The sequence below is a fragment of the Micromonospora sp. CMU55-4 genome (genome assembly GCF_011602315.1).
GTDB classification, from domain to species: Bacteria; Actinomycetota; Actinomycetes; order Mycobacteriales; family Micromonosporaceae; genus Micromonospora; species Micromonospora chalcea.
In genome coordinates, this window is the sequence record NZ_JAAOLH010000003.1 from 307,771 (window position 1) to 331,830 (window position 24,060).

The window sequence follows — 24,060 nt, forward strand, 5'->3', positions numbered from 1 at the left end:
TGACCACGACCAGGAAGGCGCGTCATGCGTACCCGTACCGTCTCCGCACTCCTCGCCGCGCTGTTCACCGCGGCGCTGCTGCTGGTCCCGGCCACGCCCGCGGCGGCGCACAACTCGCTGCAGGAGGCCACGCCGGCCCGCGACGCCCGGCTCACCACCGCGCCGACGCAGGTGACGCTGCGGTTCCTGCAACGGCTCAACCCGGCCTTCACCACCATCACGCTGCGCGACTCCACCGACCGTCAGGTGCCCGCGAGCGCGCCCGCCGTGGACGGCGCGACGGGCACGGTGACGATCGAGGAGCCGCTGGCCAACGGCACCTACACCGTCGCCTACCGCGTGGTCTCGCGCGACGGCCACCCGGTCCAGGGCTCGTACCGCTTCACCGTCGCCGACCCGGCCGCTCCCCCGGCGGCCGCCCCGTCACCGGCCACTCCCTCGCCGGCCGCCTCCGCGGACGTCTCGGCGGGCGCTGCGGCAGGCGCGGACGCGTCTCCGGCGAGTGCCGACGCCTCGACGGGCGCCGACGACGGCGGTCTGCCGGTGGGAATCCTGGTCGGCGGAGCGGTCGCCGCGGTGGCGGCAGCCGGCGTGACCGCGCTACTGCTTCGACGCCGCCGCGCCTCCTGACCCGTCGCCCGCTGACGCGGGTCCGCCCGGCTTCCTGATGAGCGGGAGAGACGTCCCGCCATGCGGACGGCGCATGCGGGGCGGCACCGGGTGTGCCGGAGCCTGCGCGCCTGTGGGACGGCCGGGGGCAGTGCGCCGAAGGGCGGAACGCGGGTCGCGGCGAGGGCGGGTCGGGGCTGGGTTAGGCTGCCGGGAGCGCTGGTTCACCCGGTCGGCGACGGCCGGGTGTCGTAAGAGGGAACCCGGTGGAAGTCCGGGACTGCCCCGCAGCGGTGAGTGGGAACGACAGCCGTCAACAGCACTGGGCCACCGGCCTGGGAAGCGACGGCCGGTAGGCGACCGGCGACCCCGGTCGGGCCCGCGAGTCCGAAGACCTGCCCGCGTCGCGCGTACCACCGGTGCGCGCTGCCGTCGACCTCGCGGGTGGGTCGGGCGGGTGACACGCCGGGCGGGAGCCGTCGGCGTGCCTCGACGTGCAACTCCCCCGTCCGGTCGGCGGTCCGCTTCTGCGAGGACGGAACCGCACCGTGACCGATGCCATCACCCTCACCGGCCGACCACCGTCGGCGTCGCACCTGACCCTGTCGCAGATCATGGACCAGCACCACACCAACCTGATGGGCACGGTGCACGGCGGCCGGATCCTCAACCTGATCGACTCGGTCGCCGGGGTGGTCGCCGCCCGCCACTCCGACGGACCGGCCGTCACCGCCGCCATCGACGAGACGGCCTTCCTGCGCGCTGTCCGCGTCGGTGACGTGGTGCACGTGGACGCCCGGATCACCTGGGCCGGCCGCAGCTCGATGGAGGTGGCCGTGAAGGTCAGCGCGGACCGCTGGGACCGCGCGGTGCCGCCGGTGGACGTGGCGACCGCGCACCTGGTGATGGTGGCCGTGGACGACGAGGGCCAGCCCCGGCCGGTGCCGCCGCTGCTGCCCGGCACCGACGGTGACCGGCGGCGCTACCGGGAGGCGCAGATCCGGCGCGAACACCGGCTGGCGCTGCGCCGGGCGCTGCTCGACGGCGCCGAGGAGGGCTGAGGCGTGCTCGGACTGTCGGCGGCCACGCTCGCGGGATACCTGGCCGCGATCGTGGTGCTCATGCTCACCTCCGGGCCGGACATGATGTTCGTGCTCGCCAACGCCACCCGGTACGGCGCGCGGGCCGGGGCGGTGGCGGCGCTCGGGGTCGCGGCCGGGGAGGCGGTGCACGTCGCCGCCGTGGTGGCCGGACTCGCCACCGTGATCGCCGCGTCCCCGGTGCTGTTCACCGCGATCCGGTGGGCCGGTGCGGCGTACCTGATCGTGCTGGGCCTGCGGGCGCTGCGCGGCACGGGCCGGCCCGGCGTCGCGGCGGACGGGGCGGACGGCGGCGGCGCCGGGCGGGCGTTCCGGCGCGGGCTGCTCACGAACCTGCTCAACCCGAAGATGATCCTGTTCAGCGTGGCGTTCCTGCCGCAGTTCGTCCGGCCCGACGCGGGCCCGGTGGCGGCACAGCTGGTGCTGCTCGGCGCGCTGTTCGTCGCGGTGCAGCTCACCGTGGACCTGGCTCTCGGCGTGGGCGCCGGGCGGTTCGCCCGCCGCTGGGGCGACAGCCGCTGGTCGCGGCGGGTCGACCGGCTCTGCGCTGTCGCCTTCGTCGCGCTCGGTGTCCGGCTGGCCGCCGGCTGACGCTTGCTCGACTCCAGCTCGCCGAGATGGCGGCATCAGGAGGGCTCCGACCCCGCCACCTCGGCGAGCTGGTGAGGATCACGCTCCGGCGCCCGGGGCGGGGCGGCGGGCCGCTCGCGGTCCAGGTGCAGGCGCAGCAGCACCCAGCCCAGCGACACACCGCCGATGAACACGTACGCGGGCTGCGTGCCGAACGTGTCCCAGCAGGTGTGCAGCGTGACGGCGGCGGCGAAGGTGAGCAGGAACGCCGCCAGTCTCCGGCCGCCGGGCGCGGCGGCGAACGTGAACAACGCGGCGGCGGTCAGCCCGGTCCAGGCCAGGTGCGCGGCGGGCGCGGTGAGACCGCGAACCAGCAGCGTCCGCTCGACGGCGCCGAGGTTGCCCTCCGACCCGACGAACGCGGCGAACGCGTACCCCATGGTCTCCAGCGCGGCGAACCCGGCGCCGGAGGCCACGCCGATCACCAGGCCCTGCGCCGGTGACCGGTGCCGCCGCCACAGCAGCAGGATGCCGGCCGGCACGATCAGCTTCGCGGTCTCCTCGGCCAGGCCGACGAGCGCCATCGGCAGGACGCCGAGGCGGTGCAGCGTGCCGTACTCCAGCCAGCCGGCGGCGACCACGCCGACCACGCCGCCGAGAAGCGCGGCGACGCCGACGACGGAGCCGGGGACCGGGCGGCGGGCCGGCCGCCCCTGGGCGAAGGCCAGGAACGTGGCGGGCGCGACGCACGCGCCGAGCACGATCAGCGCCGGTACGAACGTGACGGTGCCGGTGCCGGACAGTGTCTCCAGCACCAGCAGGTGAAGCCCGACGCCGACGAGCAGGACCGCCACCCACGCCCAGCGGCGTCCGGTATTCCCCATACGCCGAGTATCGCGCCCGGCGGCGAGCGCCGGCATCGGGGGTAGGCACTGTGGACAGTGAGATCCATGCGACACGCCCGACACGACATCTGGTGTTGCCCAACCGCCCCCACCGCCATATATGGTGGTGCCGCAGCTGGTTCGGCCGAGCCCTCCGGGGCGGGGCCGAGGCAAGAGGGAACCCGGTGGAAATCCGGGACTGCCCCGCAGCGGTGAGTGGGAACGACAGCCGTCAACAGCACTGGGCCACCGGCCTGGGAAGCGACGGCCGGTAGGCGACCGGCGACCCCGGTCGGGCCCGCGAGTCCGAAGACCTGCCAGCGCGCCGTGCGCCTCCGCGTACGGCGGCCGGAGGTCGCGCGGGACGACCGACGCCAGCAGCCGGGCCGGCCGCGCCGTGCCCGTTGGCGTCTCCCGCCGTCTCCAGACGGTGACAGCGAGGAGAGGTCATGACTGTCGTGCAGGAAAGCCCGCCGGCCACCGGCGGCGGGTCCGAGGCCCGCCGGCCGGCGATGCGGGTACGCAAACGGGACGGCGACACCGAGCCGGTGGACGTCGGCAAGATCGTCCGGGCGGTCGAACGCTGGGTCGCCGACCTGGACGAGGTGGACCCGCTGCGGGTGGCCACCAAGACGATCAGCGGGCTCTACGACGGGGCGACCACCGCCGAGCTGGACCGGCTGTCGATCCAGACCGCGGCGGAGCTGATCGGCGAGGAGCCGCAGTACTCGAAGCTGGCGGCAAGGCTGCTGGCCGCGTACGTGGACAAGGAGGTCCGCGGTCAGGGCGTGGCGAGCTTCAGCCAGTCGATCGCGTACGCGCACGGGCTGGGGCTGATCGGCGACGAGACGGCCGCATTCGTCGCCCGGCACGCCCGCAAGCTCGACGACGCCGTGGACCCGGACGGCGACAGGCGGTTCGAGTACTTCGGACTGCGTACCGTGGCCGACCGCTACCTGCTGCGGCACCCGCAGTCGCGGCTGGTGGTGGAGACGCCGCAGTACTGGCTGCTACGGGTGGCCTGCGGGCTGTCCCGCACCCCGGGCGAGGCGGTCGGCTTCTACCGGCTGATGTCCAGCCTGGCCTATCTGCCCAGCTCCCCCACGCTGTTCAACTCCGGCACCCGGCACACCCAGATGTCGTCGTGCTTCCTGGTCGACTCGCCGCGCGACGAGCTGGACTCGATCTACGAGCGCTACCACCAGGTGGCGAAGCTGTCGAAGTTCTCCGGCGGCATCGGCATCGCCTGGTCGCGGGTGCGCGGCCGGGGCGCGCTGATCCGGGGCACGAACGGCCGGTCCAACGGCATCGTGCCGTTCCTCAAGACGCTCGACGCCGGGGTGGCCGCGGTCAACCAGGGTGGCCGGCGCAAGGGCGCGGCCTGCGTCTACCTGGAGCCGTGGCACCCGGACGTGGAGGAGTTCCTGGAGCTGCGGGACAACACCGGCGAGGAGTCCCGGCGTACGCACAACCTCAACCTGGCCAACTGGATCCCGGACGAGTTCATGCGCCGGGTCGAGGCCGACGGCGAGTGGTCGCTCGTCGATCCGTCGGACGCCCCGGAGCTGCCCGACCTGTACGGGGAGGCGTTCGACGCCGCGTACCGGGCGGCGGAGAAGAACGCGGTCCGCACGGTACGGGCCCGGGACCTGTACGGGCGGATGATGCGCACGCTCGCGCAGACCGGCAACGGCTGGATGACGTTCAAGGACGCCGCGAACCGGCTGTCCAACCAGACCGGTGAGCCGGGCAACGTGATCCACCTGTCCAACCTGTGCACCGAGATCCTGGAGGTGAACGACGACGCCGAGACGGCGGTGTGCAACCTCGGCTCGGTGAACCTCGGCGCCCACGTCACCGCCGACGGGGTGGACTGGGAGCGGCTGCGCGCCACGGTCCGCACCGCTGTGGTGTTCCTCGACCGGGTGATCGACATCAACTACTACCCGGCCGAGCAGGCGGCGGCGTCGAACCCGCGCTGGCGGCCGGTCGGGCTCGGCCTGATGGGGTTGCAGGACGCGTTCTTCACGCTGCGCCTGCCGTTCGACTCCCCCGAGGCGAAGGAGCTGTCCACCCGCGTGCAGGAGGAGATCCTGCTGACCGCGCTGGAGACCTCCGCCGGGCTGGCCGAGCGGTTCGGGCCGCATCCGGCGTACCCGCAGACCCGGGCCGCGAAGGGTGACCTGCACCCGGACCTGTGGGGCGCGGAGCCGGCGCAGGCCGGACGGTGGGCGGCGCTGCGTGAGCGGATCGCCGCAGGCGGGCTGCGCAACTCGCTGCTGGTGGCGATCGCACCGACCGCCACCATCGCCTCCATCGCCGGCTGCTACGAGTGCGTCGAACCGCAGGTGTCCAACCTGTTCAAGCGCGAGACGATGTCCGGGGAGTTCCTCCAGGTCAACACGTACCTGGTGCGGGAGCTGAAGGCCCGCGGACTGTGGACGCCGCAGGTCCGCGACCGGATCAAGCGGGCCGAGGGCTCGGTGCAGGACATCACCGAGCTGCCCGCGCCGGTGCGGGAGCTGTTCCGCACCGCCTGGGAGCTGCCGCAGCGGGCGCTGATCGACCTGGCCGCCGCGCGGGCGCCGTTCGTCGACCAGTCCCAGTCGCTCAACCTGTTCCTGAGCGCGCCGACCATCGGCAAGCTGTCCTCGATGTACCTGTACGCCTGGAAGGCCGGGCTGAAGACCACCTACTACCTGCGTTCCCGTCCCGCCACCCGCATCCAGCAGGCCACCGTCGCCCCGGTGCCCGCCCCGGTGCCCGCCCCGGTGCCCGGCGTGGTCTCCGCCGTGAGCGACGACGAGGCGCTGGCCTGTTCCCTGGAGAACCCCGAGAGCTGCGAGGCATGCCAGTGACCACCACCGCACCGACCCGGCACATGCTGCTCGACCCCGGCATGGACCTGACCCTGCGGCCGATGCGCTACCCGCGCTTCTTCGACCGGTTCAAGGACGCGATCAGGAACACCTGGACGGTCGAGGAGGTGGACCTGCACTCGGACCTCGCCGACCTGGCGAAGCTGTCCCCCGCCGAACGGCACCTGGTGTCGCGGCTGGTGGCGTTCTTCGCCACCGGCGACACGATCGTCGCCAACAACCTGGTGCTCAACCTCTACCAGCACGTCAACTCGCCCGAGGGCCGGCTCTACCTGTCCCGGCAGCTGTTCGAGGAGGCGGTGCACGTCCAGTTCTACCTGAACCTGCTCGACACGTACGTGCCGGACGAGAAGGAACGGTTCGCCGCGTTCGCCGCGGTGGAGAACATCCCGTCGATCGCCCGCAAGGCCGAGTTCTGCTTCCGGTGGATCGACTCGATCTTCGAGCTGCGGGAGCTGCGGACCCGCGACGACCGGCGGGCGTTCCTGCTCAACCTGATCTGCTTCGCCGCGTGCATCGAGGGCCTGTTCTTCTACGGCGCGTTCGCCTACGTCTACTTCCTGCGGTCCCGGGGCCTGCTCAACGGGCTGGCCTCCGGCACCAACTGGGTGTTCCGGGACGAGTCGATGCACATGGCGTTCGCGTTCGACGTGGTGGAGACCGTACGCGCCGAGGAACCGGACCTGTTCGACGCCGAGATGGAGAAGCAGGTGAAGGAGATGCTGGCCGAGGCGGTGGAGTGCGAGGTGAGCTTCGCCGCGGACCTGCTGGGCCAGGGCGTGCCGGGGATGTCGCTGGCCGACATGCGCGAGTACCTCCAGCACGTGGCCGACCGGCGCCTGGCGGTGCTCGGCATCGCCCCGATGTACGGCAGCGCCAACCCGTTCGCGTTCATGGAGTTGCAGGACGTGCAGGAGCTGTCCAACTTCTTCGAGCGGCGGGTGTCGGCGTACCAGGTCGGCGTGACCGGCAGCGTCACGTTCGACGACGACTTCTGACCGCCGCCCCCGCCCCGGCCGTCACGGCCGGGGCGGGGCCGGGCTCTCGCCGGGCAGCGCCGCCGCCCGCACCCGCCCGATCAACGCCACCACGGCGAGCGCCAGCACGGCCACCACCACGAACGCGGTACGCAGGTCCAGCGCGCCGGCGAGCAGGCCGATCACCGGCGCCGCGAGCAGCGCGCCCGGCCACTGGCCCATCGCCACCACGGAGACGCCCTCGCCGGACGTGAGGCCCGGCTGCTCACCGGCGAAGCCGAGCACCGTCGGGGTCACGCACGCCAGGCCGAACCCGAGCAGTCCGAACCCGGCCATCACCGCCGCCGGATGGGGGTACGCCACCGGCAGCGCCACGCCGGCTGTCGCGACCAGCGCGGACAGCCGGACGAAGCGGATCCGCCCGACCCGGCCGGCCAGCCGGTCGCCGAACAGCCGGGCGACGGTCGCGGCCAGCGAGAGACAGGTGTACGTGGCCGCGGCGAGCACCGCCGTGGCGCCGGCCACCTCGGTCGCGTACAGCGCGCTCCACTGGGCGCCGGCCATCTCGATGAACGAGGCGAGGAAGGCGATCACCGCGAGCAGCAGCAGTTGCGGGGTGAACCGGTCACGCAGCCGGCGCCGCGCCTCGCCGTCCTTGGTCTCCTGGCGGGGCGTGTCGGGCAGCCAGCGGTGCGTGCCGATCAGCAGCGCGCCCAGCAGGACACTGGTGACGGCCATCTGCACCGACGGCGACATCCCGATCGCCGCGGCCCCGGTGCCGCAGAGGCCGCCGACCAGCATGCCGATGCTGAAGCCCGCGTGGAACGTGGACAGGATGGGCCGCCCGTACCGCTTCTGCACCTCGACCGACTGGGCGTTCATCGGCGTGGCCAGCAGGTTCGCCGCGAAGCCCCAGACCGCGAGCCCGCCGACCAGCGCCACCACAGTGGTGGACGCGGCCAGCAGCGGCGCGTTGAGCAGGATCAGCGCGGCCCCGGCCAGCGCCAGCCGGCGGGTGTTGATGCGGCTGATCAGCACCGCCACCACGACCAGGGAGACCAGCTCCCCCGCGTTCGTGGCGATGTTCGCCAGGCCCCAGCCGGTGTTGCCGACCCCTACCGCGTCCCGCACCTCCGGCACGCGGGCCGACCACCCGCCGATGGCCAGGCCCATGATGACGAAGAGCAGCGCCACCGACCAGCGGGCCCGTACGGCCGAGCGGGGCACCGGCGGCGCGGGCTGCTCCGTCGTGTGCTGGTTCGTCGAGGTGTCCGTCATGGTCGTCGTACCTCTCTGGGATCGGTCCGTCGGAACTCCTACCCGATCGCGTGGTCGAGGAAGCACGCACCGTCAGGAAGGCGTACCCGTTCCGGTGTGGTGCCGGGGTCGGTGACGAGCGCCGAGACCACCGCGACGTAGTCGTCGATCAGCCCGCGTACCAGGTCGTCGCCGAAGACACCCCGGTTGCGGATCACCACGCCGCCGGCCCGGTCGTCGTCCACCACGACGATCGGTGAACCCCGCTTGACCCAGACGGGCAGACATTCGGGCGGCACGTCGGCGGCGACCACCGGCGGCGGGGTGCCGGGCGCGGCCCGGGCGGTGATGTCGACCGGCTCCACCCGCAGATCCGGGCAGTGCAGCACCGGCGACGCCGACGCGGCGGACTGGAACCAGGCGTCGAACAGGTGGTTGTCCGGCCAGGGGCGGATCGCCGCGAAGCCGGGACGGACCGCCCGGGCCAGCCGGTGGTACGCGGTGGCGTGCGCGACGGCCCCGGCCAGCGAGGCGTGCGCGGCGCCGACCACAGCGCTCATCGGCGCGTCCGGCGCAACGTCGACCGGCAGGTAGACGTTGTTGGTGAACTGCCCGACGAGCTGCCGGGACAGCGGGCTCTCCCGGCCCAGCGTGGTGGTGCCCAGCACCACCCGGGACCGGCCGGCCCGCCGCGACAGCAGCACCAGGTACGCGGCGAGCAGCAGCACGTACGGGCTGGTGCGGGCCCGCCGTGCGGCCGGGCGCAGCCGCGCGGTGATCTCGGGCGGGAACGCGAAGCGGGTGGCCACCTCGGCGCTGAGCGCGACGTCCGGCGCCGGCGGCGACGCCGGGAAGAGCTGGTACGGCTCCACCGGCCGCAGCCGGTCCCGCCAGTACGCGGCCCGGGCGGCGGCGTCGACGCCGTTGCCGGACTGCTCCGCCTCCTGGAGCGCGGCGAGCGCGGCCGGGTCCACGCCCAGCGGCGGCTGCGGGTCGGCCGCGCCGAGCCGGGCCGCGTACGCGTGGCACAGGTCCTCCACCACGACGCGGCACGACCAGCCGTCGGAGACCATGTGGAAGAAGCAGAGCGCGAGCACGTGCTCGGTCGCGGAGAGCCGGACCAGCGCGGCCCGCCACAGCGGCGCCCGGCCGGGGTCGAACGCGTCGTTGCGGTGCGCGTACGCGATCTGCTCGACGCGGGCCTGCTGCTCGGCCGGCGGCAGTCCGGACAGGTCGACGTACTCCAGCGGCGACTCCACGTGCGGCAGGATCCGCACCTCGGGCTGCACGCCGATGCGGTCGAACCGCATCCGCAGCGCGTCGTGCCGGTCCACCACGTCCTGCATCGCCTGCCGCAGCACGTCGACCCGCAGCGTGCCGCGCAACCGGCGGAACTCCACCACCACGAGCCGTGAGGCGCCGGGACGGGCCGGGTCGAGCGCGGTCATGAACTCCCACATCATCTGCTGGCCGGGGGCCAGCGGGTACGTCGTCGGCACTGCCACTCCCCCCGTCAGGCCGCCACCGGCGGCGTGGCCACCGGCGCGACCGGCCGGTGGTCCGTCTCGTCCGGCTGGTAGTCCGCCTCGTCCGGCGCGCGGAAGCCGGTGAAGAGCAGGTCGGGACGGCCGAGCCGCAGCGAGGTGACGAACGCGGCCCCGTCGAAGAGCGTCTCGATCGCCGCGCAGGCCGCCGACTCGGCCACCGCACGCGGTCCCCGGTCGCCGCCGAGCCGGCCGGGCGTCTTCGCGGCGATCACGGCGGCCGCGACGGCCGGCACCGCGAGCAGGCTGCGTCCCCCGCTGCGCCGGGCGGTCAGCAGCCCGGCCAGCGCGGTCACGGCGAGCGTGCTGGCGGTGTTGAGCACGAACCGGCGCCGGTGCGGGTGGGCCAGGCAGAGCCACTGCTCGGAGCGCCCGTACGTGGTGAACCGGTAGGCGACCGCGCGGAAGGTGTCGGCGACGCCGGTGTCGTGGGTGACCACGCCGTCCGGGTCGGTGAGCAGCACGTAGCCGGCGTCGGTGAGGAGCAGCCCGAGGTGCAGGTCCTCCCCGCCCAGCGGCATCGGGGAGTCCTCCGGGAACCCGCCGACCGCCTCGAAGACGGCACGCTTGACGGCCATGTTCGCGCCGGCGCCCCAGGACACGCGCTCGTAGTGCAGCGGCCGGGTCAGGTCGCCGAGCAGCAGGTAGGAGCGGCGCATCACGCGGAAGAACGCGCTGTCGCCGGGCTCGACGATCACCGGGCCGGTGACGCCGGCGACCTCCTCGCCGGAGGCGCGCAGCCGGGCCGCGTACCGGGTGATCAGGTCGGCCGGCACCCGGCAGTCGGAGTCGGTGAACAGCACCAGGTCGTGGCGGGCGTGCCGGACGCCCAGGTTCCGTTTGGCCCCGACGTGCCGGGGCCCGCGCACGTAGCGGGCGCCGTACTCGGCGCAGGCCGCCCGGTGGGCGGCGGCCGCGGCGGGCGCCGAGTCGTCGACGACCACCACCTCCACCGGCTCGGGGCAGTTCGGGGCGGCGTCGCGCAGACTGCGGAGCTGGCGGCGCATCTCCGCCACCCGGTCCTTGACCGGGATGACCACGGAGACGCCGCGCGTGACGGCGCGGGGTTCGGTCGGTTCGCCCACGGGCGATGCGGATCGGCTCATGCCCCGAGGTTCGACCACCGGGGTACAGCGCCGATACACAGCGCCGGCCGTTGCGGCCATCGCACATGTACCGCTGATGTATCGATGGCCATCAAGGTCGAAGGCATGACGACCTCCATCCCCATCGACCGGCGGCTCGCCGTGGACGGCGGCCAGCCGGTCCGCCCGCCGGACCGCCCATGGCCACGCTGGCCGACCCCCGCGCCGGATGCCGCCGCCAACCTGTCCGCGGTGCTGACCGGCGGCCGGTGGGCGATCAGCAGCCCGTCCGTCGGCGACACCGTCCTGTTCGAGCGACGTTTCGCCGCCGATTTCGCCCGCTACGTCGGCACCCGCCACTGCGTGCCGGTCGACCACGGGTCCAGTGCCCTGGTGGTGGCCCTGGAGTCACTCGGCCTCGGCTACGGCGAGACGGTGCTCGTACCGGCGCTGACCTGGACCGCCTCCGCGACCGCCGCGCTGCGCGCCGGCCTGGTCCCGGTGCTCGTCGACGTCGACCGGGACACCGGCTGCGTCGGGCCGGACCACCTCGACCTGTCCGTGGACCCGCGGGCCGTGGTCGCCGTGCACTGGGCCTCCAACATGGCCGACGTGCCGGCGCTCGACGCGGTCACCCGGCCGCGCGGCATCTCCGTCGTGGAGGACTGCGCGCAGGCCCACGGCGCCACCTGGCAGGGCCGCCAGGCCGGCTCGCTCGGCCGGCTCGGCTGCTTCAGCTTCCAGCACGGCAAGGTCCTCACCTGCGGTGAGGGCGGGGCCGTGGTCACCGACGACGACACGCTCGCGCCGGTGCTCGAGGAGCTGCGGGCCGATTCGCGCCGCTACCGGGACGACCGGACGCCGGCCGGCGAACTGGACCTGGAGGAGAGCGCCGGTGTGCAGGGCGCCAACTTCTGCCTGAGCGAGTTCTCCGCCGCCGTGGCCTGCGCGCAACTGGCCGTCCTGGACGGCCAGCACGACGTGCGCAATCACAACTACCGGCTGCTCGGCGAGCTGCTGGACGGTGTCGACGGCGTACGGCTGCTGCAACCGGCGCCGGGGCAGACCCGCATCTCGATCTACGAGGGCACGATCGTCTTCGACGAGCTGCCGGCCGGCCTGGACAACGCCGCCGTGGCCGCCGCGCTCACCGCCGAGCTGGGCCAGCGGTTCTACTGCACCGACGAGCCGCTGCACCGCAGCCGCCTGCTGCAGCCGTGGACGAAGCCGCTGCTCGCGCCGCTGGCCGAACGCTTCGCGGCGATCCACCGGGAGCGCACGTACCCCAACACCGAGTGGCTCGCCGCACACACCGTCCAGACACACCACAGCACCTTCCTCGGCACCGAACAGGACATGGAGGACATCGCCGCCGCCGTCACCAAGGTGCTCACCCGCTGAACCGCGCCGTCCCGGCGCACCCAGAGAAGGAGTCTTCCCGTGACCGTCACCCAACGCGAGACCTCGCACGCCCCGTCCCCCGAAACGGACGCACCCGTCGGCGTGTGGCTCAACGGCGCCCGCGGTTCGGTCGCCACCACGGCGATCACCGGTCTGCTGGCGCTGCGCGCCGGCATGGCCGACTCGACCGGCTGCGTCACCGACACCGGCATGCTGCGCGACGCGCCGCTGGTGAGCTGGACCGACCTGGTGGTCGGCGGGCACGACATCGTCGACACGCCGCTGGAGAAGAAGGCCGAGTCGCTCGTCGACTCCGGTGTCATCCCGGCGCCGGTGCTGGCCGCCGTGCGGGGCAGCCTGCCCGAGGTCGAGCAGAACCTGCGCACCGGCTACGACGCGCGTACCGAGACCGGACCGCTGGCCGAGGTGGTCGACCGGCTGGCCGGCGACATCGAGGAGTTCCGCGCCCGCCACGGGCTGTCCCGGGTCGTCGTCATCAACGTGTCCTCCACCGAGCCGCCGGCCGACCACCGGCCCGAGCACGACGACCTGGACGCGCTGACCCGCGCCCTGGCCGACCCGGACGACAAGGCGCTGCCGGCCAGCTCGGTGGTCGCGTACGCGGCGTTCCGGGCCGGCTGCGGCTTCGTCGACTTCACCCCGTCCACCGGCGCCCGGCTGCCCGCGCTGGAGATGCTGGCGCAGCGGGAGCGGGTGCCGTTCGCCGGCTCCGACGGCAAGACCGGGGAGACGCTGCTGCGTACCGCCCTGGCGCCGATGTTCACCAGCCGCGCCCTGCACGTGCTCTCCTGGGCCGGGGTGAACCTGCTCGGCGGCGGTGACGGCGCGACGCTGGAGGACCCGCGCAACGCCCGCAGCAAGCTCAGCTCGAAGTCGGGCGTGCTGCCCGCGCTGCTCGGTGAGGACGTCACCGCCCCGCTGCACATCGACAACGTGCCGGACCTCGGCGACCACAAGACCGCCTGGGACCACGTCTCGTTCGAGGGCTTCCTCGGCGTCCGGATGTCCATGCAGCTCACCTGGAGCGGGGTGGACTCCACGCTGGCCGCCCCGCTGGTGCTCGACCTGGCCCGGCTGACCGCCGCGGCGCACCGCGCCGGGCACGTCGGCCCGATCGAGGAGCTGGGGTTCTTCTTCAAGGACCCGATCGGCACCGACGAGCACGCGCTGGCCGAGCAGGCGCAGGCGCTCGCCAGCTGGGCCAACGGGCTGGACGGCCGCGGCGACAGCTGACCTTCGTACCGGCCGCCGGCGCGGCGACTTCCGCGCCGGCGGCCCCGCCCCACGTATCCGCATCGAGGAGCCTCCCATGTCCCCACACGTCCCGAACGCGCCGGACCGGCCGAGCACGGATCCGGTGTGGACGCCGATCCTGACCGGTCTGCACGCGACCGCGCTGGACTGTCTCCAGACGAGCTTCGCTCTGCTCGCCGACTACGCGAACGGGTCCGGCAGCCATCTCGCCCTCGGCGCCCGGTACGGGTTCCGCACCCGGGATCAGGACGCTCTGATCTCCGTCGAGGCGACCTCGGACGACCGGGCCGCCGAAGCGGTCGACCTGCTGGGCCTGCGCGTCGAGGGCCGGTGGATGCAGCTCGACGGCCCGCAGGTCCGTCGGCTGTGCGCGCCCGGCCAGCCGCTCTACGTCACCGCCGACGCGTACGACCTGCCGTGGTGTCCCTACCAAGGGCACGAGCACATGCGGCACAGCTTCCTCGCCACCGAGGCCGGGCCGGATCAGGTCACGGTGGTCGACGCTTACCACAACGACACCGCCTGGGGCCCCGCGCGGCCCGGCGTGTGGCGGCTGCCCATCGCCGCGTTCGACGCGGCGCTGGCCGGCGGCGCGCACACGCTGGCGGTGACGGCGCACCCGGCGCCGGCGATCGACGTGCCCGCCATGCTCGCCGGCAACGCCGCCCGGGCTCGCCGGGCCCGCCCGGAGATCGCCCGCTACCTGGACCGCACCGGCGCCGCCCTGGACACGGTGGCCGGGCTGCACCGCTTCGTGCTCGACGTCTGGCTGTTGGCCCGCGCACGCGACCTGCACGAGCGCTGGCTCGCGGCGGTTGCGCCGGAGGCCGCCGCCGCGCTGGCCGGGCAGGCCGCGCGCTGGCAGCAGCTCGCCACGCGCAGCTACGTGGCGCTGCGGCGGGCCCAGGCGGGCCGGCCGGCCGCGCCGGAACTGGCGGACGCGCTCGGCGAGCTGATCTCCGACCACCTCGACGCGCTGGAGTCGATCGCCGAACCGGCCGCCACGCCCGGCCACGACGCCGTGCCGCCCGCGCCGGACCCGGCAGGTGGGGAGGGCGTACGCGCCGCGGTGCTCGGCGCGCTCGGCGAAACCCTGGACCTGGACGGCTCGACGCTGCGCACCACCGACGTGCTCCGGGAGCTTCCCGGCTTCGACTCGTTCCGGCTGGTGGACGTCATCGACCGGGTCGAGCGGCGGCTCGGCGTCGAGGTTCCGGCCACCGCGCTCTCCGCGGCCGACCTGCGCGACGTCGGCTCCCTGTGCGCCATGTTCGGCGCCGCCACCGGAGGTGCCCGATGAGTGCCGAACTGCTGCACGACCTGCTGGACCACACCGCCGGCGCGCGCCCCGACGCGCCCGCCGCCGGGGACGGGACCGTCGAGCGCACGTACCGTCAGGTGCGGGCCGACAGTCTGCGCCTGGCCGGCTGGCTGCGCGGGCAGGGCGTCCGGCGCGGCGACCGGGTGCTGGTGGCGCTGCCCGCCGACGCGACGCTGCCGGCGCTGCTGTACGCGGTCGCCCGTACCGGCGCGGTCTTCGTCGTTCTCCGGACGCCGGCCCCCGAGGTCGCCCTCGCCCACGTGCTGGACGACGCCGAACCGGTCCTGGTCCTCACCGACGACCGGGTGCTCACCGGCCTGTGCCACGCCCGTGGCGTCCCGGCGCGAGGGGCCGCCGCGCTGCGGCGCGCGGCATCCGGCGCGGCCGGCGGCGACGCGCCGGCCGGGCCGGGCCCGCTGGCCGTCGACCCGGTCTGCCTGATCTACACCTCCGGCAGCACCGGCATGCCGAAGGCCGTGGTCTCCACGCACGCCCAGGTCACGTTCGCGGTCCGGGCGATCCAGTCGGAGCTGCGCTACCGGCCCGACGACGTGGTGCACGTCCTGCTGCCGCCGTCGTTCGACTACGGCCTCTACCAGATCTTCCTCAGCACCGTCGCCGGCGCCCGGCTGCGCCTGGGCGACAGCGCGGAGACCGGTGGCCGCCTGCTGGTGAGCCTGGTCGAGTCCGGCGCCACGGTGCTGCCCTGCGTGCCGTCGCTGGCGATCAACCTGCTGCGGCTGCTCGGCCGGGCGGGCGCGCCGCGCCCGCCGCTGCGCCTGCTCACCAACACCGGCGCCGCCATGCCCCCGGAGGTGCTGGCCGGCCTGCGCCGGCTGCTGCCCGGCCTGAGCGTCCAGCTCATGTTCGGCCTCACCGAGTGCAAACGCGCGGCGATCATGCCGCCGGACGCCGACCTGCGCCGGCCCGGCGCCTGCGGGCGGGCGCTACCCGGCACCGAGATCTTCACAGTGGACGCCGAGGGGCGGCGTCACCCACCGGGCGTTCCCGGCGAGCTGGTGGTACGCGGCCCGCACGTGATGGCCGGCTACTGGCGGCGGCCCGAGCTGACCGCCCAGCGGTTCCGCCGTGTACACGGGCTCTTCCCGCAGCTGCACACCGGCGACCACGGCCATGTGGACGACGACGGGTACGTCCACTTCGCCGGCCGGCGCGACGACGTCTACAAGGAGAAGGGCACCCGGGTCAGCGCCACCGAGGTGGAGGCCGCGGCGTACCGGGTCGACGGCGTGGCCGCGGCCGGGGTGCTGCCGCCGGCCGACGGCCACGACGGCGCGACGCTGTTCGTGGTGGCCGCGCTCACCCCCGCCGACGTGCTGCGCCGGCTGCGGGAGCAGCTGGAGGAGATGAAGGTGCCGGCGCGCTGCGTCGTGCTGCCCGACCTGCCGCTCACCGGCAACGGCAAGGTGGACCGGCGGGCGCTGGCCCGGCTGGCGGGTGAGCACGATGGCTGACCTGCCCTTCGACACCCCGGCCTACCGCTACGACCTGGCCCGGGTACGCGCCAGCCACGCCGCCCTGGTCGCCGCGCTGCCCGCGCCGAGCCGGCTGTTCTACTCGCTCAAGGCCAACCCGCACCCGGCACTGGTGGCGGCGCTGCACACCGCCGGCTGCGACGCGGAGATCTGCTCGCCGGGCGAGCTGGCCGCGGCGCTGCGGGCCGGCGTGCCGGGTGACCGCATGCTCTACACCGGACCGGGCAAGCGCGACGCCGAGGTGGCCGAGGCGGTGCGTGCCGGTGTCCGCTGGTTCTCCGTCGACTCGCCCGAGGGCCTGGACCAGGCCGACCGGATCGCCGCCGCGCACGGCGTCGAACTGCGCTGCCTGCTGCGGGTCAACGACCGGGTGCCCAACCCGGGTCAGGGGCTCACCATGACCGGCGTCGCGTCCCAGTTCGGCGCCGACGCCGACTGGATCGAGCGGGAACCGCACCGGTTCCGCTCCCGCCCGTCGGCCCCGGTACGCGGGTTCCACCTCTACACCGGCAGCAACGTCGACTCGGTGGACGCGCTGGTGTCCCAGTTCACCGCCGCGGCGCGTACCGCCCGGCGGTTGCGGGACCTGCTCGACATCGACCTGAACCTGCTCGACCTCGGCGGCGGCTTCGGCGCGCCGTTCGCCCGGCCCGGCCACAACGCGGACCTGACCGGCCTCGCCGACCGGGTCGGCCCGGCCCTGGACGGGCTCTTCCCCGGCTGGCGCGACGGCGCGCCCACGGTGGCCTTCGAGTCGGGACGGTTCCTCACCGCCACCGCCGGCACGCTGCTGACCCGGGTGCTGGACGTCAAGCGGTCGCAGGGCACGCCGGTGGTGGTGCTGGAGTCCGGCATCAACCACCTCGGCGGGATGTCCGGCCTGCGCCGGCTGCCGCCGCTCGTGCCCGCCCTGCACGCCGCTGACGACCGCGACGGCGCGCCACTGGAGGCCGCGATCGTCGCCGGGCCGCTGTGCACGCCGCTGGACACCTGGGCCCGAGCCGCGAGCCTGCCCGACGTACGGCCCGGCGACGTGCTCGCCGTGCCGAACGTCGGGGCGTACGGGCTCTCGGCGAGCCTGCTGGCCTTCCTCGGCCACCCGGCGCCGGTCGAGGTCGTCTGCGACGGCGACCGCGTCGTCGAGACGTCCCGGCTGACCCTGACACGGCACCCGGTCGACGCGCCGGGAGCCACTGACGAACCACGAGAAGAAAGGTGACGTCATGAACACCGAATTCACCGAGCTGCTCCGGCCGTTCCTCAAGTTCGCCGGCCCGGAGGAGATCACCGAGGACGCGCGGCTGCGCGACCTCGGCCTGGACTCCATGCGCGAGATCGAGCTGCTGTTCGCCATCGAGGAGACGTTCGGGGTCGCCGTGCCCGACGACAAGCTGGTCGACTCCACGTTCGCCACCGCCGGCGGGCTGTGGGGCGTGGTCGAGGAGCTGCGCACACCGGTCGGCGGTGGTTCCCGATGACGGCCGTCGCCGGGTACGCCCCGGCCGTCGAGACCGTCGCCGAGATCGCGGCGGAGCACGCCCGCCAGGCCGACGAGACCGCGGCCTTCCCCACCGAGGCGCTGGCCGCCATGCGCCGTACCGGGCTGCTGGGGCTGCTGGTCCCGGTCGCCGAGGGCGGCGCCGGCGGGACGCTGCCGGACCTGGTCGACGTCACGCTGGCACTGGGCCGGGTGGACATGTCGGTGGCGATGGTCTTCGCCATGCACTGCCAGCAGGTCGCCGCGATCACCGCGTACGGCGGGGAGAAGCTGCGCGCCGAGGTGCTGCCGTCGGTGGCCCGGGGCGAGCGGTATCTCGGCTCGGTCACCACCGAGGCCGGCAAGGGCGGTCACCTGCTGACCGCCGAGTCGGCGCTGGAGCACGACGGCGAGATGCTGCGCGTCGACCGGCAGGCCCCGATCGTCACCGGCGGCCCGTACGCGGACGCCTTCCTGATCACCACCCGCGCCCCGGGCACCGGCTCGGCGGCCCAGGTGGACCTGGTCTACGCCGACCGGGACCAGGTGGAGGTCGAGGTCACCGGCGGGTGGCGTCCGCTGGGCATGCGGGCCACGCACAGCGTCCCGATGCGGCTGCGCGGCGCGGTGCCGCAGTGGCAGGTGATCGGCGAACACGGCGGGTTCCGGGAGATCGCCACCACTGTCTTCGCGCCGCTGGCGCACGTCGGCTGGGCGGCGGCCTGGATCGGGGCGGCGGCCGGCGCGTACGCCCGGGTGCTGCGGCACGCCCGCAGCGAGGCGGGACGGCGGCAGTTCGCCCCCTCCTCCGAGCTGGTGCTGCTGCGGCTGGCCGGGATCCGGGCCCGGCTGGACGCGGCGCACGCGCTGCTGCGGCACACCGTCTCGGTGGTCACCGACGCGCCGGACATGTCGGCGGCGCCGGTGCAACTGCTGCTCAACACGCTGAAGATCCGCGCGGCCGAGGAGTCCTTCGCCGCCGCGCACGAACTGGTCGAGCTGGCGGGCCTGCGCCACGGCTACCTGACCGACTCGCCGCTGGCGCTGGAGCGCACGTTCCGGGATCTGCGCTCGGCCTCGCTGAACTACGCGAACGACCGGCTGCGCCTGGCGAACGGGGCGCTGTCACTGCGCGACCCGGGGGTGCGTCTTGCCTGAGCCGAGGGCGACACCGACGTCGGCCGGGGACCACGCCGCCCCGGCGGGCGCCGCGCTGTCCGGCGTGGACCCCACCGACCCGGGTGCGGTGTGGCGCGCGCTGGGCGCCGCCGGGACCATCGAGGCGCTCTACGCCGACGGCGTCCAGCCCGACCCCCGGCGGCTGTCGGCCCTGCTCACCGAGCTGGACGCCCGGTGCCCGCTCGGCGTGACGCTGTCGGTCTGCGTCCAGGTCGCCACGGTGCTGCCGCTGCTGGCCGGCGCGACCGGGCCGGCCGAGCGCGCGCGACGCGGGATGCTGCGCGGCGAGACCGTGGTGGCGCTGGCCGTCACCGACGCCGCCGGGTCGGGATCGGACCTGCTCGACGCCACGACCCGGGTGAAGCTGGGCGACGACGGCGCCGTACTGGACGGTGGCAAGGACTGGATCACCAACGCGACGAGCTGCGACGCGGCGCTGGTGCTGGCCCGGCACCGCGAGGCGCGGCACTTCACCAGCTTCTGCTGGGTGCTGGCGCCGGCCGACGCGCCCGGCGTGACAGTCGGATCCGCCGGCCGGGCGTTCGCCGGGTCCGGTGTGGGCCACCTGCGCTTCGCCGGCGTGGCGCTGGCCCCGGACGCCGTGCTGGGCCGCCCCGGCCGGGCGCTGGCCGGGTTCGCCCGGCAGGTCGGCGTCGAACGGGTCGCCGGGGCGCTGTGGGCCCGGGCGATGTGCCACCGGATGCTGGCGGGCCTGCGCGACTGGCTGCGGCGCCGGCCGGCCGGGGCGGGCACGCTGTGGGACCGCCCGGCGGTCCGCGAGCGGTACGCCCGGTGCCTGGTCGCCACGCACCAGCTCGACGCGCTGTGCGCGCCGCTGCTGGACGCGCCGGCGGCCGTCCCGTCCGCGGTCACCGGGATGCTGCTCAAGGTCAGCGCCGCCGAGACCGTGGACCGGGTCGCCGCCGAGGCGGTGCGCCTGCGCGGCGCGGACGCGTTCCGCGACGGCGGGGAGGCGCAGCTGCGCACCGAGGCGGCCATGTTCGGCATCGCCGGCGGAGCAACCGGAGCGATGCTCGCCGGCATCGCCGACCACGCCGACGAGCTGGCCGGCGCGGTGACCTGAGGGCGTCCCGCGCCCGGTGGCGGCGGGACGCCGATCGACGACAGCACAGCGAAGGGAGCAACGCCGTGAGTCTCTACCAGTGGTTCGAGCGAACCGCGGCACGGGTGCCGGAGGCGGTCGCGCTGGAGGTCGGCGGGGAGCCGGTGACCTACCGCCGGCTGCGCGACCTCGCCGACGGCCTCGCCGGCCGGATCCACACCGAGGTGGGCCGACGCCCGCGCGCGGTCGGCCTGCTGGCCGCCCGCAGCCTGCCCGCGTACGCCGGTTATCTGGCCGCGCTGCGCGCCGGAGCGGTGGTGGTGCCGCTCAACCCGGCCTTCCCACCGGCCCGCACCGCCCGGCTGTGCCGGGACGCGGGGGTGGACGCGCTGGTGGTCGACGACGCCGGCGCCGCGACGGCGGCGCAGGTCGCGGGCGACGCCGTGACGGTACGCCTCGACGGCGCGCCGGGCGTCCCGCCGCCGGCCGCCCCGGTGGCGCCGGACGACGTGGCGTACCTGCTGTTCACCTCCGGCTCGACCGGGCGACCCAAGGGCGTGCCGATCCGGCACCGCAACGTCGACGCGTTCCTCACGTGCTGCCGGGACCGCTACCCGGTCGGCCCGGGCGACCGGCTGTCGCAGACCTTCGACCTGACCTTCGACCCGTCCGTCTTCGACATGTTCGTCGCCTGGGGCGGCGGCGCCACGCTCGTGGTGCCGCAGCCCGACGAGGTGCTGACGCCGGTGCGGTTCGTCAACGAACGACGGATCACGCACTGGTTCTCGGTGCCCTCGGTGGTCTCGCTGGCCCGCCGGATGCGGATGCTCTCCCCCGGCGCCATGCCGGGCCTGCGGCACAGCCTCTTCGCCGGCGAGGCGCTGACGCTGGAGCAGGCGCGGGCGTGGGCGGCGGCGGCGCCGGGCAGCGTGGTGGAGAACCTCTACGGTCCCACCGAGCTGACCGTGACCTGCACCGGTCACCGGCTGCCGGCGGATCCGGCGGACTGGCCGGCCACCTCGAACGGCACCGTGCCGATCGGCGACGCGCACCCCGGGCTCGACGCGATCCTGCGCGGCGAGGACGGCACCGTCGGCGGTGACGACGGCGAGCTGTGCGTGCACGGGCCGCAGCGGTTCGACGGCTACCTCGACCCGGCCGACGACGAGGACCGGTTCGTCACGTACGCCGGTCGCCGGTACTACCGCACCGGGGACCGGGTCCGCCGCGAGCACGGCACGCTCGTGCACCACGGCCGCCTGGACGACCAGGTGAAGCTGCGCGGCTACCGGATCGAACTCGGCGAGATCGAAATGGTTCTGCGCGGCCACCCGGGGGTGCAGGACGCGGTGGTGCTGGCGTTCGGCGCGGGCGCCGACGTCGCCCTGCGCGCCGTCTACACCGGCGCCGCCGGGATCACCGCCGAGTTGACCCGCCGGTGCGCGGACCGGCTGCCCGGCTACATGGTGCCGGCCCGGATCCACCACGTGGCCGCGCTTCCCACGAACGCCAACGGCAAGACCGACCGGCGCCGGACCGCCGACCTGGTCGGCAGCGCGACGAGAGGAGAACGACGATGACCGGGACAGGAGACGGACACGACCAGGAAGGGGCGTTCCGTTCGGTGGCCGGGCGGTTCGCCACCGGAGTGGCGGTGGCGACGGCCGTCGGACCCGACGGCCCGGTGGGCATGACGGTCAACTCCTTCACCACCGTGTCGCTGTCGCCCCGGATGCTGCTGGTCTGCCTGCGGCGGGACTGCCGGCTGCTCGGCGCGGTCCGGCGTACCGGGCGTTTCGCGGTGACGGTGCTCGCCGACGACCAGCGCGCGGAGGCGGCCTGGTTCGCCAGCCGGGGACGGCCCAGCGGCGCCGACGGCTTCACCGGTGTCACCTACGACGCGGAGCGGGCGACCGGCTGCCCGCGCCTGACCGACGGGGTGGCGTACTTCGGCTGCGAGGCCGTCTCCGCCGACCCGGCCGGTGACCACGCCGTGCTGATCGGCGCGGTCCGCTCCGCCGGCCTGCTCCGGCCGACCCCACCGCTGCTGTTCGTGGACGGCCACTACGCGCGGGTCGCCGCACCGGCGGAAGCGCAGGTGGCGCGATGAGCATCGGCGCCGCTCCCGGCGACCTGCGCCACCTGAGCCTGCGCGCCGCGCGGGCCGGGGCGGACGCGATCCGCGAGGCACGGAGCCAGGGTTTCCGGACCATGCACAAGGGCGGGGCGGCGCAGGACCCGGTGACCACCGCCGACCACGCCAGCGAACGGGCCATCCTCGACCTGCTCGCCCGCGACCGGCCGCAGGACGCCGTCCTGGCCGAGGAGTCCGGGCTCAGCGCCGGCTGCTCCGGCCTGCGCTGGATCGTCGACCCGCTCGACGGCACGCTGAACTTCAGCCACGGGGCGAGCCGCTACGCGGTGAGCATCGCGGTGGCGATCGGCTGCGACGACGGCGACGGCCAGGTGGTCGCCGCCACCATCCTGCAACCGGCAACCGGCGCCTGCCTGGTGCTCGACGGCGACGGCGCGCTCGACGGCGACGTCCCGGTCACCGTCGACCGGGAGGCCGCGCCGGGGCACGCCCTGGTGGCGTTCGCGGTGCCGAACGCGCCCGGCCCGCGGCGGCGGGCGTACCAGTCGCTCGTCGGCGTCGCGCCCCTCGTCGCGGACCTGCGCAACTCCGGCTCCACGGTCTGCGACCTGGCGGCGGTGGCCCGGGGGGAACTGGACGCGTTCGTCAGCTTCGACCCCGCGCCGTGGGACGTCGCGGCCGGCACCGCGCTGGTCGAGGCCGCCGGTGGGGTGACCCGACGGTGGCGCCACGACGGGATGGCGGTCCTGGCCACCGGCGCGCCGGCCGTCGTGGCCGCGCTGGCCGGCTGGCTGAGCCCCGACCGTACGGACGACGCCGACGAGAAGAAGGGAACCGACGATGACCGGCAGCGATGAGTTCCGGCTGGCACTTGTGGGGGCGGGCCGGATGGGCCGCCACCACCTGCGGGCCCTGGCCGACCACCGGACGGTCCGGATCCGGCACGTGGTCGACCCGGTTCCGGCGGCACGGGCGGAGGTCGCCGCGGCCGGGCTGCCCGCGTACCCGAGCGTGGCGGACCTGCTCGCGGACGCCACGCCGGACGGTCTCCTGGTGACCGCGCCCACCGGCCGGCACGGCGAGCTGGTCGCGGCCGCCGCCGAGGCCGGGCTGCCGGTGCTGTGCGAGAAGCCGGCCGGGCTCGACCCGGCCGGGGCCGCGCAGGCGGGGCGGGTGGCCGCCGCCGCCGGGATCCCGTTCCAGGTCGCCTACTGGCGGCGGTTCGTCCCGCAGCTGCGCCGGCTGCGCGAGCGGATTGCCGGCGGCGCGCTCGGCGAGGTCCTGTTCGTGGCCGCGTCGCAGTGGGACGGCGAGCCGCCGGCGGCGGCGTTCCGCACCGGCAGCGGCGGGATCTTCGTGGACATGGGCGTGCACGAGTTCGACCAGATCCGGTGGCTGACCGGGCAGGAGATCGACCGGGTCGCCGCGCAGCCCGCCGGTCCGGTCACCGACCCGGCGGTACGCGGCCGGGACGTGGACAGCGCGCAGGCGCTGCTCGGCCTGTCCGGCGGCGGTACCGCGCTGGTCTCGCTCGGCCGGCACCACCGGGGCGGCGACATGGCGACGGTGGAGGTGTTCGGCACCCGGGACCACGAGCGGCTGGCCTTCCTCGACCCGGCCGACGGGGACGCCACCATGTACGCGGCCCTGGCCTGCCAGGCGGAGGACTTCGCCGAGCTGGTCCGCGCGGGCCGGTCGGCGGGCGCCGGGGTGGCGGACGCGGTGGCGGTGCTCGACGCGGCGCACCGGGCGACGGCGCAACTCACCCGGGGTCACGAGATACACACCGATCGGTGACAACTTGCACCATCTGGGATCGAGGTATTCCCCAGCCGAAGGTGGGAATTC

Annotated in this window: 21 protein-coding genes and 2 riboswitches; of the genes, 17 read left to right on the forward strand and 4 right to left on the reverse strand. The window is 74.8% G+C overall.

Features of this window, described 5'->3' with window-relative positions:
* Positions 1–24 precede the first annotated feature (24 nt).
* From HA073_RS07575 to HA073_RS07585, 3 genes are all read left to right on the forward strand, one after another.
* Entirely contained in the window at positions 25–630 is a 606-nt protein-coding gene (locus HA073_RS07575) for a copper resistance CopC family protein (protein ID WP_166455996.1), read from the forward strand.
* A 195-nt stretch (positions 631–825) separates the two neighbouring features.
* A riboswitch (cobalamin riboswitch) is annotated at positions 826–1,027 on the forward strand.
* Between the two features lie 130 nt (positions 1,028–1,157).
* Positions 1,158–1,670, forward strand: coding sequence for an acyl-CoA thioesterase (locus HA073_RS07580; protein ID WP_030499185.1), 513 nt, complete (start codon positions 1,158–1,160; stop codon positions 1,668–1,670).
* A 3-nt stretch (positions 1,671–1,673) separates the two neighbouring features.
* Positions 1,674–2,300: a LysE family translocator gene (locus tag HA073_RS07585; protein WP_166455997.1), complete on the forward strand. Its 627-nt coding sequence runs from the start codon at positions 1,674–1,676 to the stop codon at positions 2,298–2,300.
* Between the two features lie 35 nt (positions 2,301–2,335).
* Here HA073_RS07585 and HA073_RS07590 read toward each other — a convergent pair whose 3' ends face one another.
* Entirely contained in the window at positions 2,336–3,163 is an 828-nt protein-coding gene (locus tag HA073_RS07590; protein WP_043323375.1) for a PrsW family glutamic-type intramembrane protease, read from the reverse strand.
* 120 nt (positions 3,164–3,283) lie between these two features.
* Positions 3,284–3,500: riboswitch (cobalamin riboswitch) on the forward strand.
* A gap of 112 nt (positions 3,501–3,612) precedes the next feature.
* Here HA073_RS07590 and HA073_RS07595 point away from each other — a divergent pair.
* Positions 3,613–6,021: a ribonucleoside-diphosphate reductase subunit alpha gene (locus HA073_RS07595; protein WP_166455998.1), complete on the forward strand. Its 2,409-nt coding sequence runs from the start codon at positions 3,613–3,615 to the stop codon at positions 6,019–6,021.
* Entirely contained in the window at positions 6,012–7,040 is a 1,029-nt protein-coding gene (locus HA073_RS07600) for a ribonucleotide-diphosphate reductase subunit beta (protein ID WP_043323372.1), read from the forward strand. The genes HA073_RS07595 and HA073_RS07600 overlap by 10 nt, the downstream gene beginning before the upstream one ends.
* 21 nt (positions 7,041–7,061) lie before the next feature.
* Here HA073_RS07600 and HA073_RS07605 read toward each other — a convergent pair whose 3' ends face one another.
* From HA073_RS07605 to HA073_RS07615, 3 genes are read right to left on the reverse strand one after another with little or no spacing between them, the layout of a single operon-like run.
* Positions 7,062–8,297, reverse strand: a complete 1,236-nt coding sequence (locus HA073_RS07605; protein WP_166455999.1) for an MFS transporter — start codon at positions 8,295–8,297, stop codon at positions 7,062–7,064.
* 38 nt (positions 8,298–8,335) lie between these two features.
* On the reverse strand, positions 8,336–9,775 hold the full coding sequence (locus HA073_RS07610; protein WP_166456000.1) for a condensation domain-containing protein: 1,440 nt from the start codon (positions 9,773–9,775) through the stop codon (positions 8,336–8,338).
* Between the two features lie 14 nt (positions 9,776–9,789).
* Complete coding sequence (locus tag HA073_RS07615; RefSeq protein ID WP_240925579.1) at positions 9,790–10,926, reverse strand: glycosyltransferase; 1,137 nt, start codon at positions 10,924–10,926, stop codon at positions 9,790–9,792.
* Positions 10,927–11,031: 105 nt separating this feature from the next.
* Between HA073_RS07615 and HA073_RS07620 the strand changes: the two genes are divergently transcribed.
* From HA073_RS07620 to HA073_RS07675, 12 genes are all read left to right on the forward strand, one after another.
* Positions 11,032–12,306 (forward strand): DegT/DnrJ/EryC1/StrS family aminotransferase, encoded by a 1,275-nt coding sequence (locus tag HA073_RS07620; protein ID WP_240925580.1) that lies wholly within the window; start codon positions 11,032–11,034, stop codon positions 12,304–12,306.
* A 39-nt stretch (positions 12,307–12,345) separates the two neighbouring features.
* The gene (locus HA073_RS07625; RefSeq protein ID WP_051610915.1) at positions 12,346–13,560 is read left to right on the forward strand and encodes an inositol-3-phosphate synthase; all 1,215 of its coding nucleotides are present in this window, start codon (positions 12,346–12,348) and stop codon (positions 13,558–13,560) included.
* A 76-nt stretch (positions 13,561–13,636) separates the two neighbouring features.
* Positions 13,637–14,881: an acyl carrier protein gene (locus HA073_RS07630; RefSeq protein ID WP_166456002.1), complete on the forward strand. Its 1,245-nt coding sequence runs from the start codon at positions 13,637–13,639 to the stop codon at positions 14,879–14,881.
* Complete coding sequence (locus tag HA073_RS07635) at positions 14,878–16,377, forward strand: class I adenylate-forming enzyme family protein (protein WP_166456003.1); 1,500 nt, start codon at positions 14,878–14,880, stop codon at positions 16,375–16,377. Before HA073_RS07630 ends, HA073_RS07635 begins: the two co-directional genes overlap by 4 nt.
* Entirely contained in the window at positions 16,370–17,617 is a 1,248-nt protein-coding gene (locus HA073_RS07640) for an alanine racemase (RefSeq protein WP_166456004.1), read from the forward strand. The genes HA073_RS07635 and HA073_RS07640 overlap by 8 nt, the downstream gene beginning before the upstream one ends.
* Before the next feature lie 4 nt (positions 17,618–17,621).
* Positions 17,622–17,876: a phosphopantetheine-binding protein gene (locus tag HA073_RS07645; protein WP_043323366.1), complete on the forward strand. Its 255-nt coding sequence runs from the start codon at positions 17,622–17,624 to the stop codon at positions 17,874–17,876.
* Positions 17,873–19,033, forward strand: a complete 1,161-nt coding sequence (locus tag HA073_RS07650) for an acyl-CoA dehydrogenase family protein (RefSeq protein ID WP_166456005.1) — start codon at positions 17,873–17,875, stop codon at positions 19,031–19,033. Before HA073_RS07645 ends, HA073_RS07650 begins: the two co-directional genes overlap by 4 nt.
* Positions 19,026–20,138 carry an acyl-CoA dehydrogenase family protein gene (locus tag HA073_RS07655; RefSeq protein ID WP_113972934.1) on the forward strand — a complete coding sequence of 371 codons (1,113 nt, stop codon included), beginning with the start codon at positions 19,026–19,028 and terminating at the stop codon, positions 20,136–20,138. The genes HA073_RS07650 and HA073_RS07655 overlap by 8 nt, the downstream gene beginning before the upstream one ends.
* A 65-nt stretch (positions 20,139–20,203) precedes the next feature.
* Positions 20,204–21,697: an amino acid adenylation domain-containing protein gene (locus tag HA073_RS07660; RefSeq protein ID WP_064445641.1), complete on the forward strand. Its 1,494-nt coding sequence runs from the start codon at positions 20,204–20,206 to the stop codon at positions 21,695–21,697.
* A complete protein-coding gene (locus HA073_RS07665; protein ID WP_166456006.1) occupies positions 21,694–22,227 on the forward strand; it encodes a flavin reductase family protein in 534 nt (177 codons plus the stop codon). Before HA073_RS07660 ends, HA073_RS07665 begins: the two co-directional genes overlap by 4 nt.
* On the forward strand, positions 22,224–23,069 hold the full coding sequence (locus tag HA073_RS07670) for an inositol monophosphatase family protein (protein ID WP_069088457.1): 846 nt from the start codon (positions 22,224–22,226) through the stop codon (positions 23,067–23,069). The genes HA073_RS07665 and HA073_RS07670 overlap by 4 nt, the downstream gene beginning before the upstream one ends.
* Positions 23,053–24,009 carry a Gfo/Idh/MocA family protein gene (locus tag HA073_RS07675; RefSeq protein ID WP_113972937.1) on the forward strand — a complete coding sequence of 319 codons (957 nt, stop codon included), beginning with the start codon at positions 23,053–23,055 and terminating at the stop codon, positions 24,007–24,009. Before HA073_RS07670 ends, HA073_RS07675 begins: the two co-directional genes overlap by 17 nt.
* The last annotated feature ends 51 nt before the right edge of the window (positions 24,010–24,060 follow it).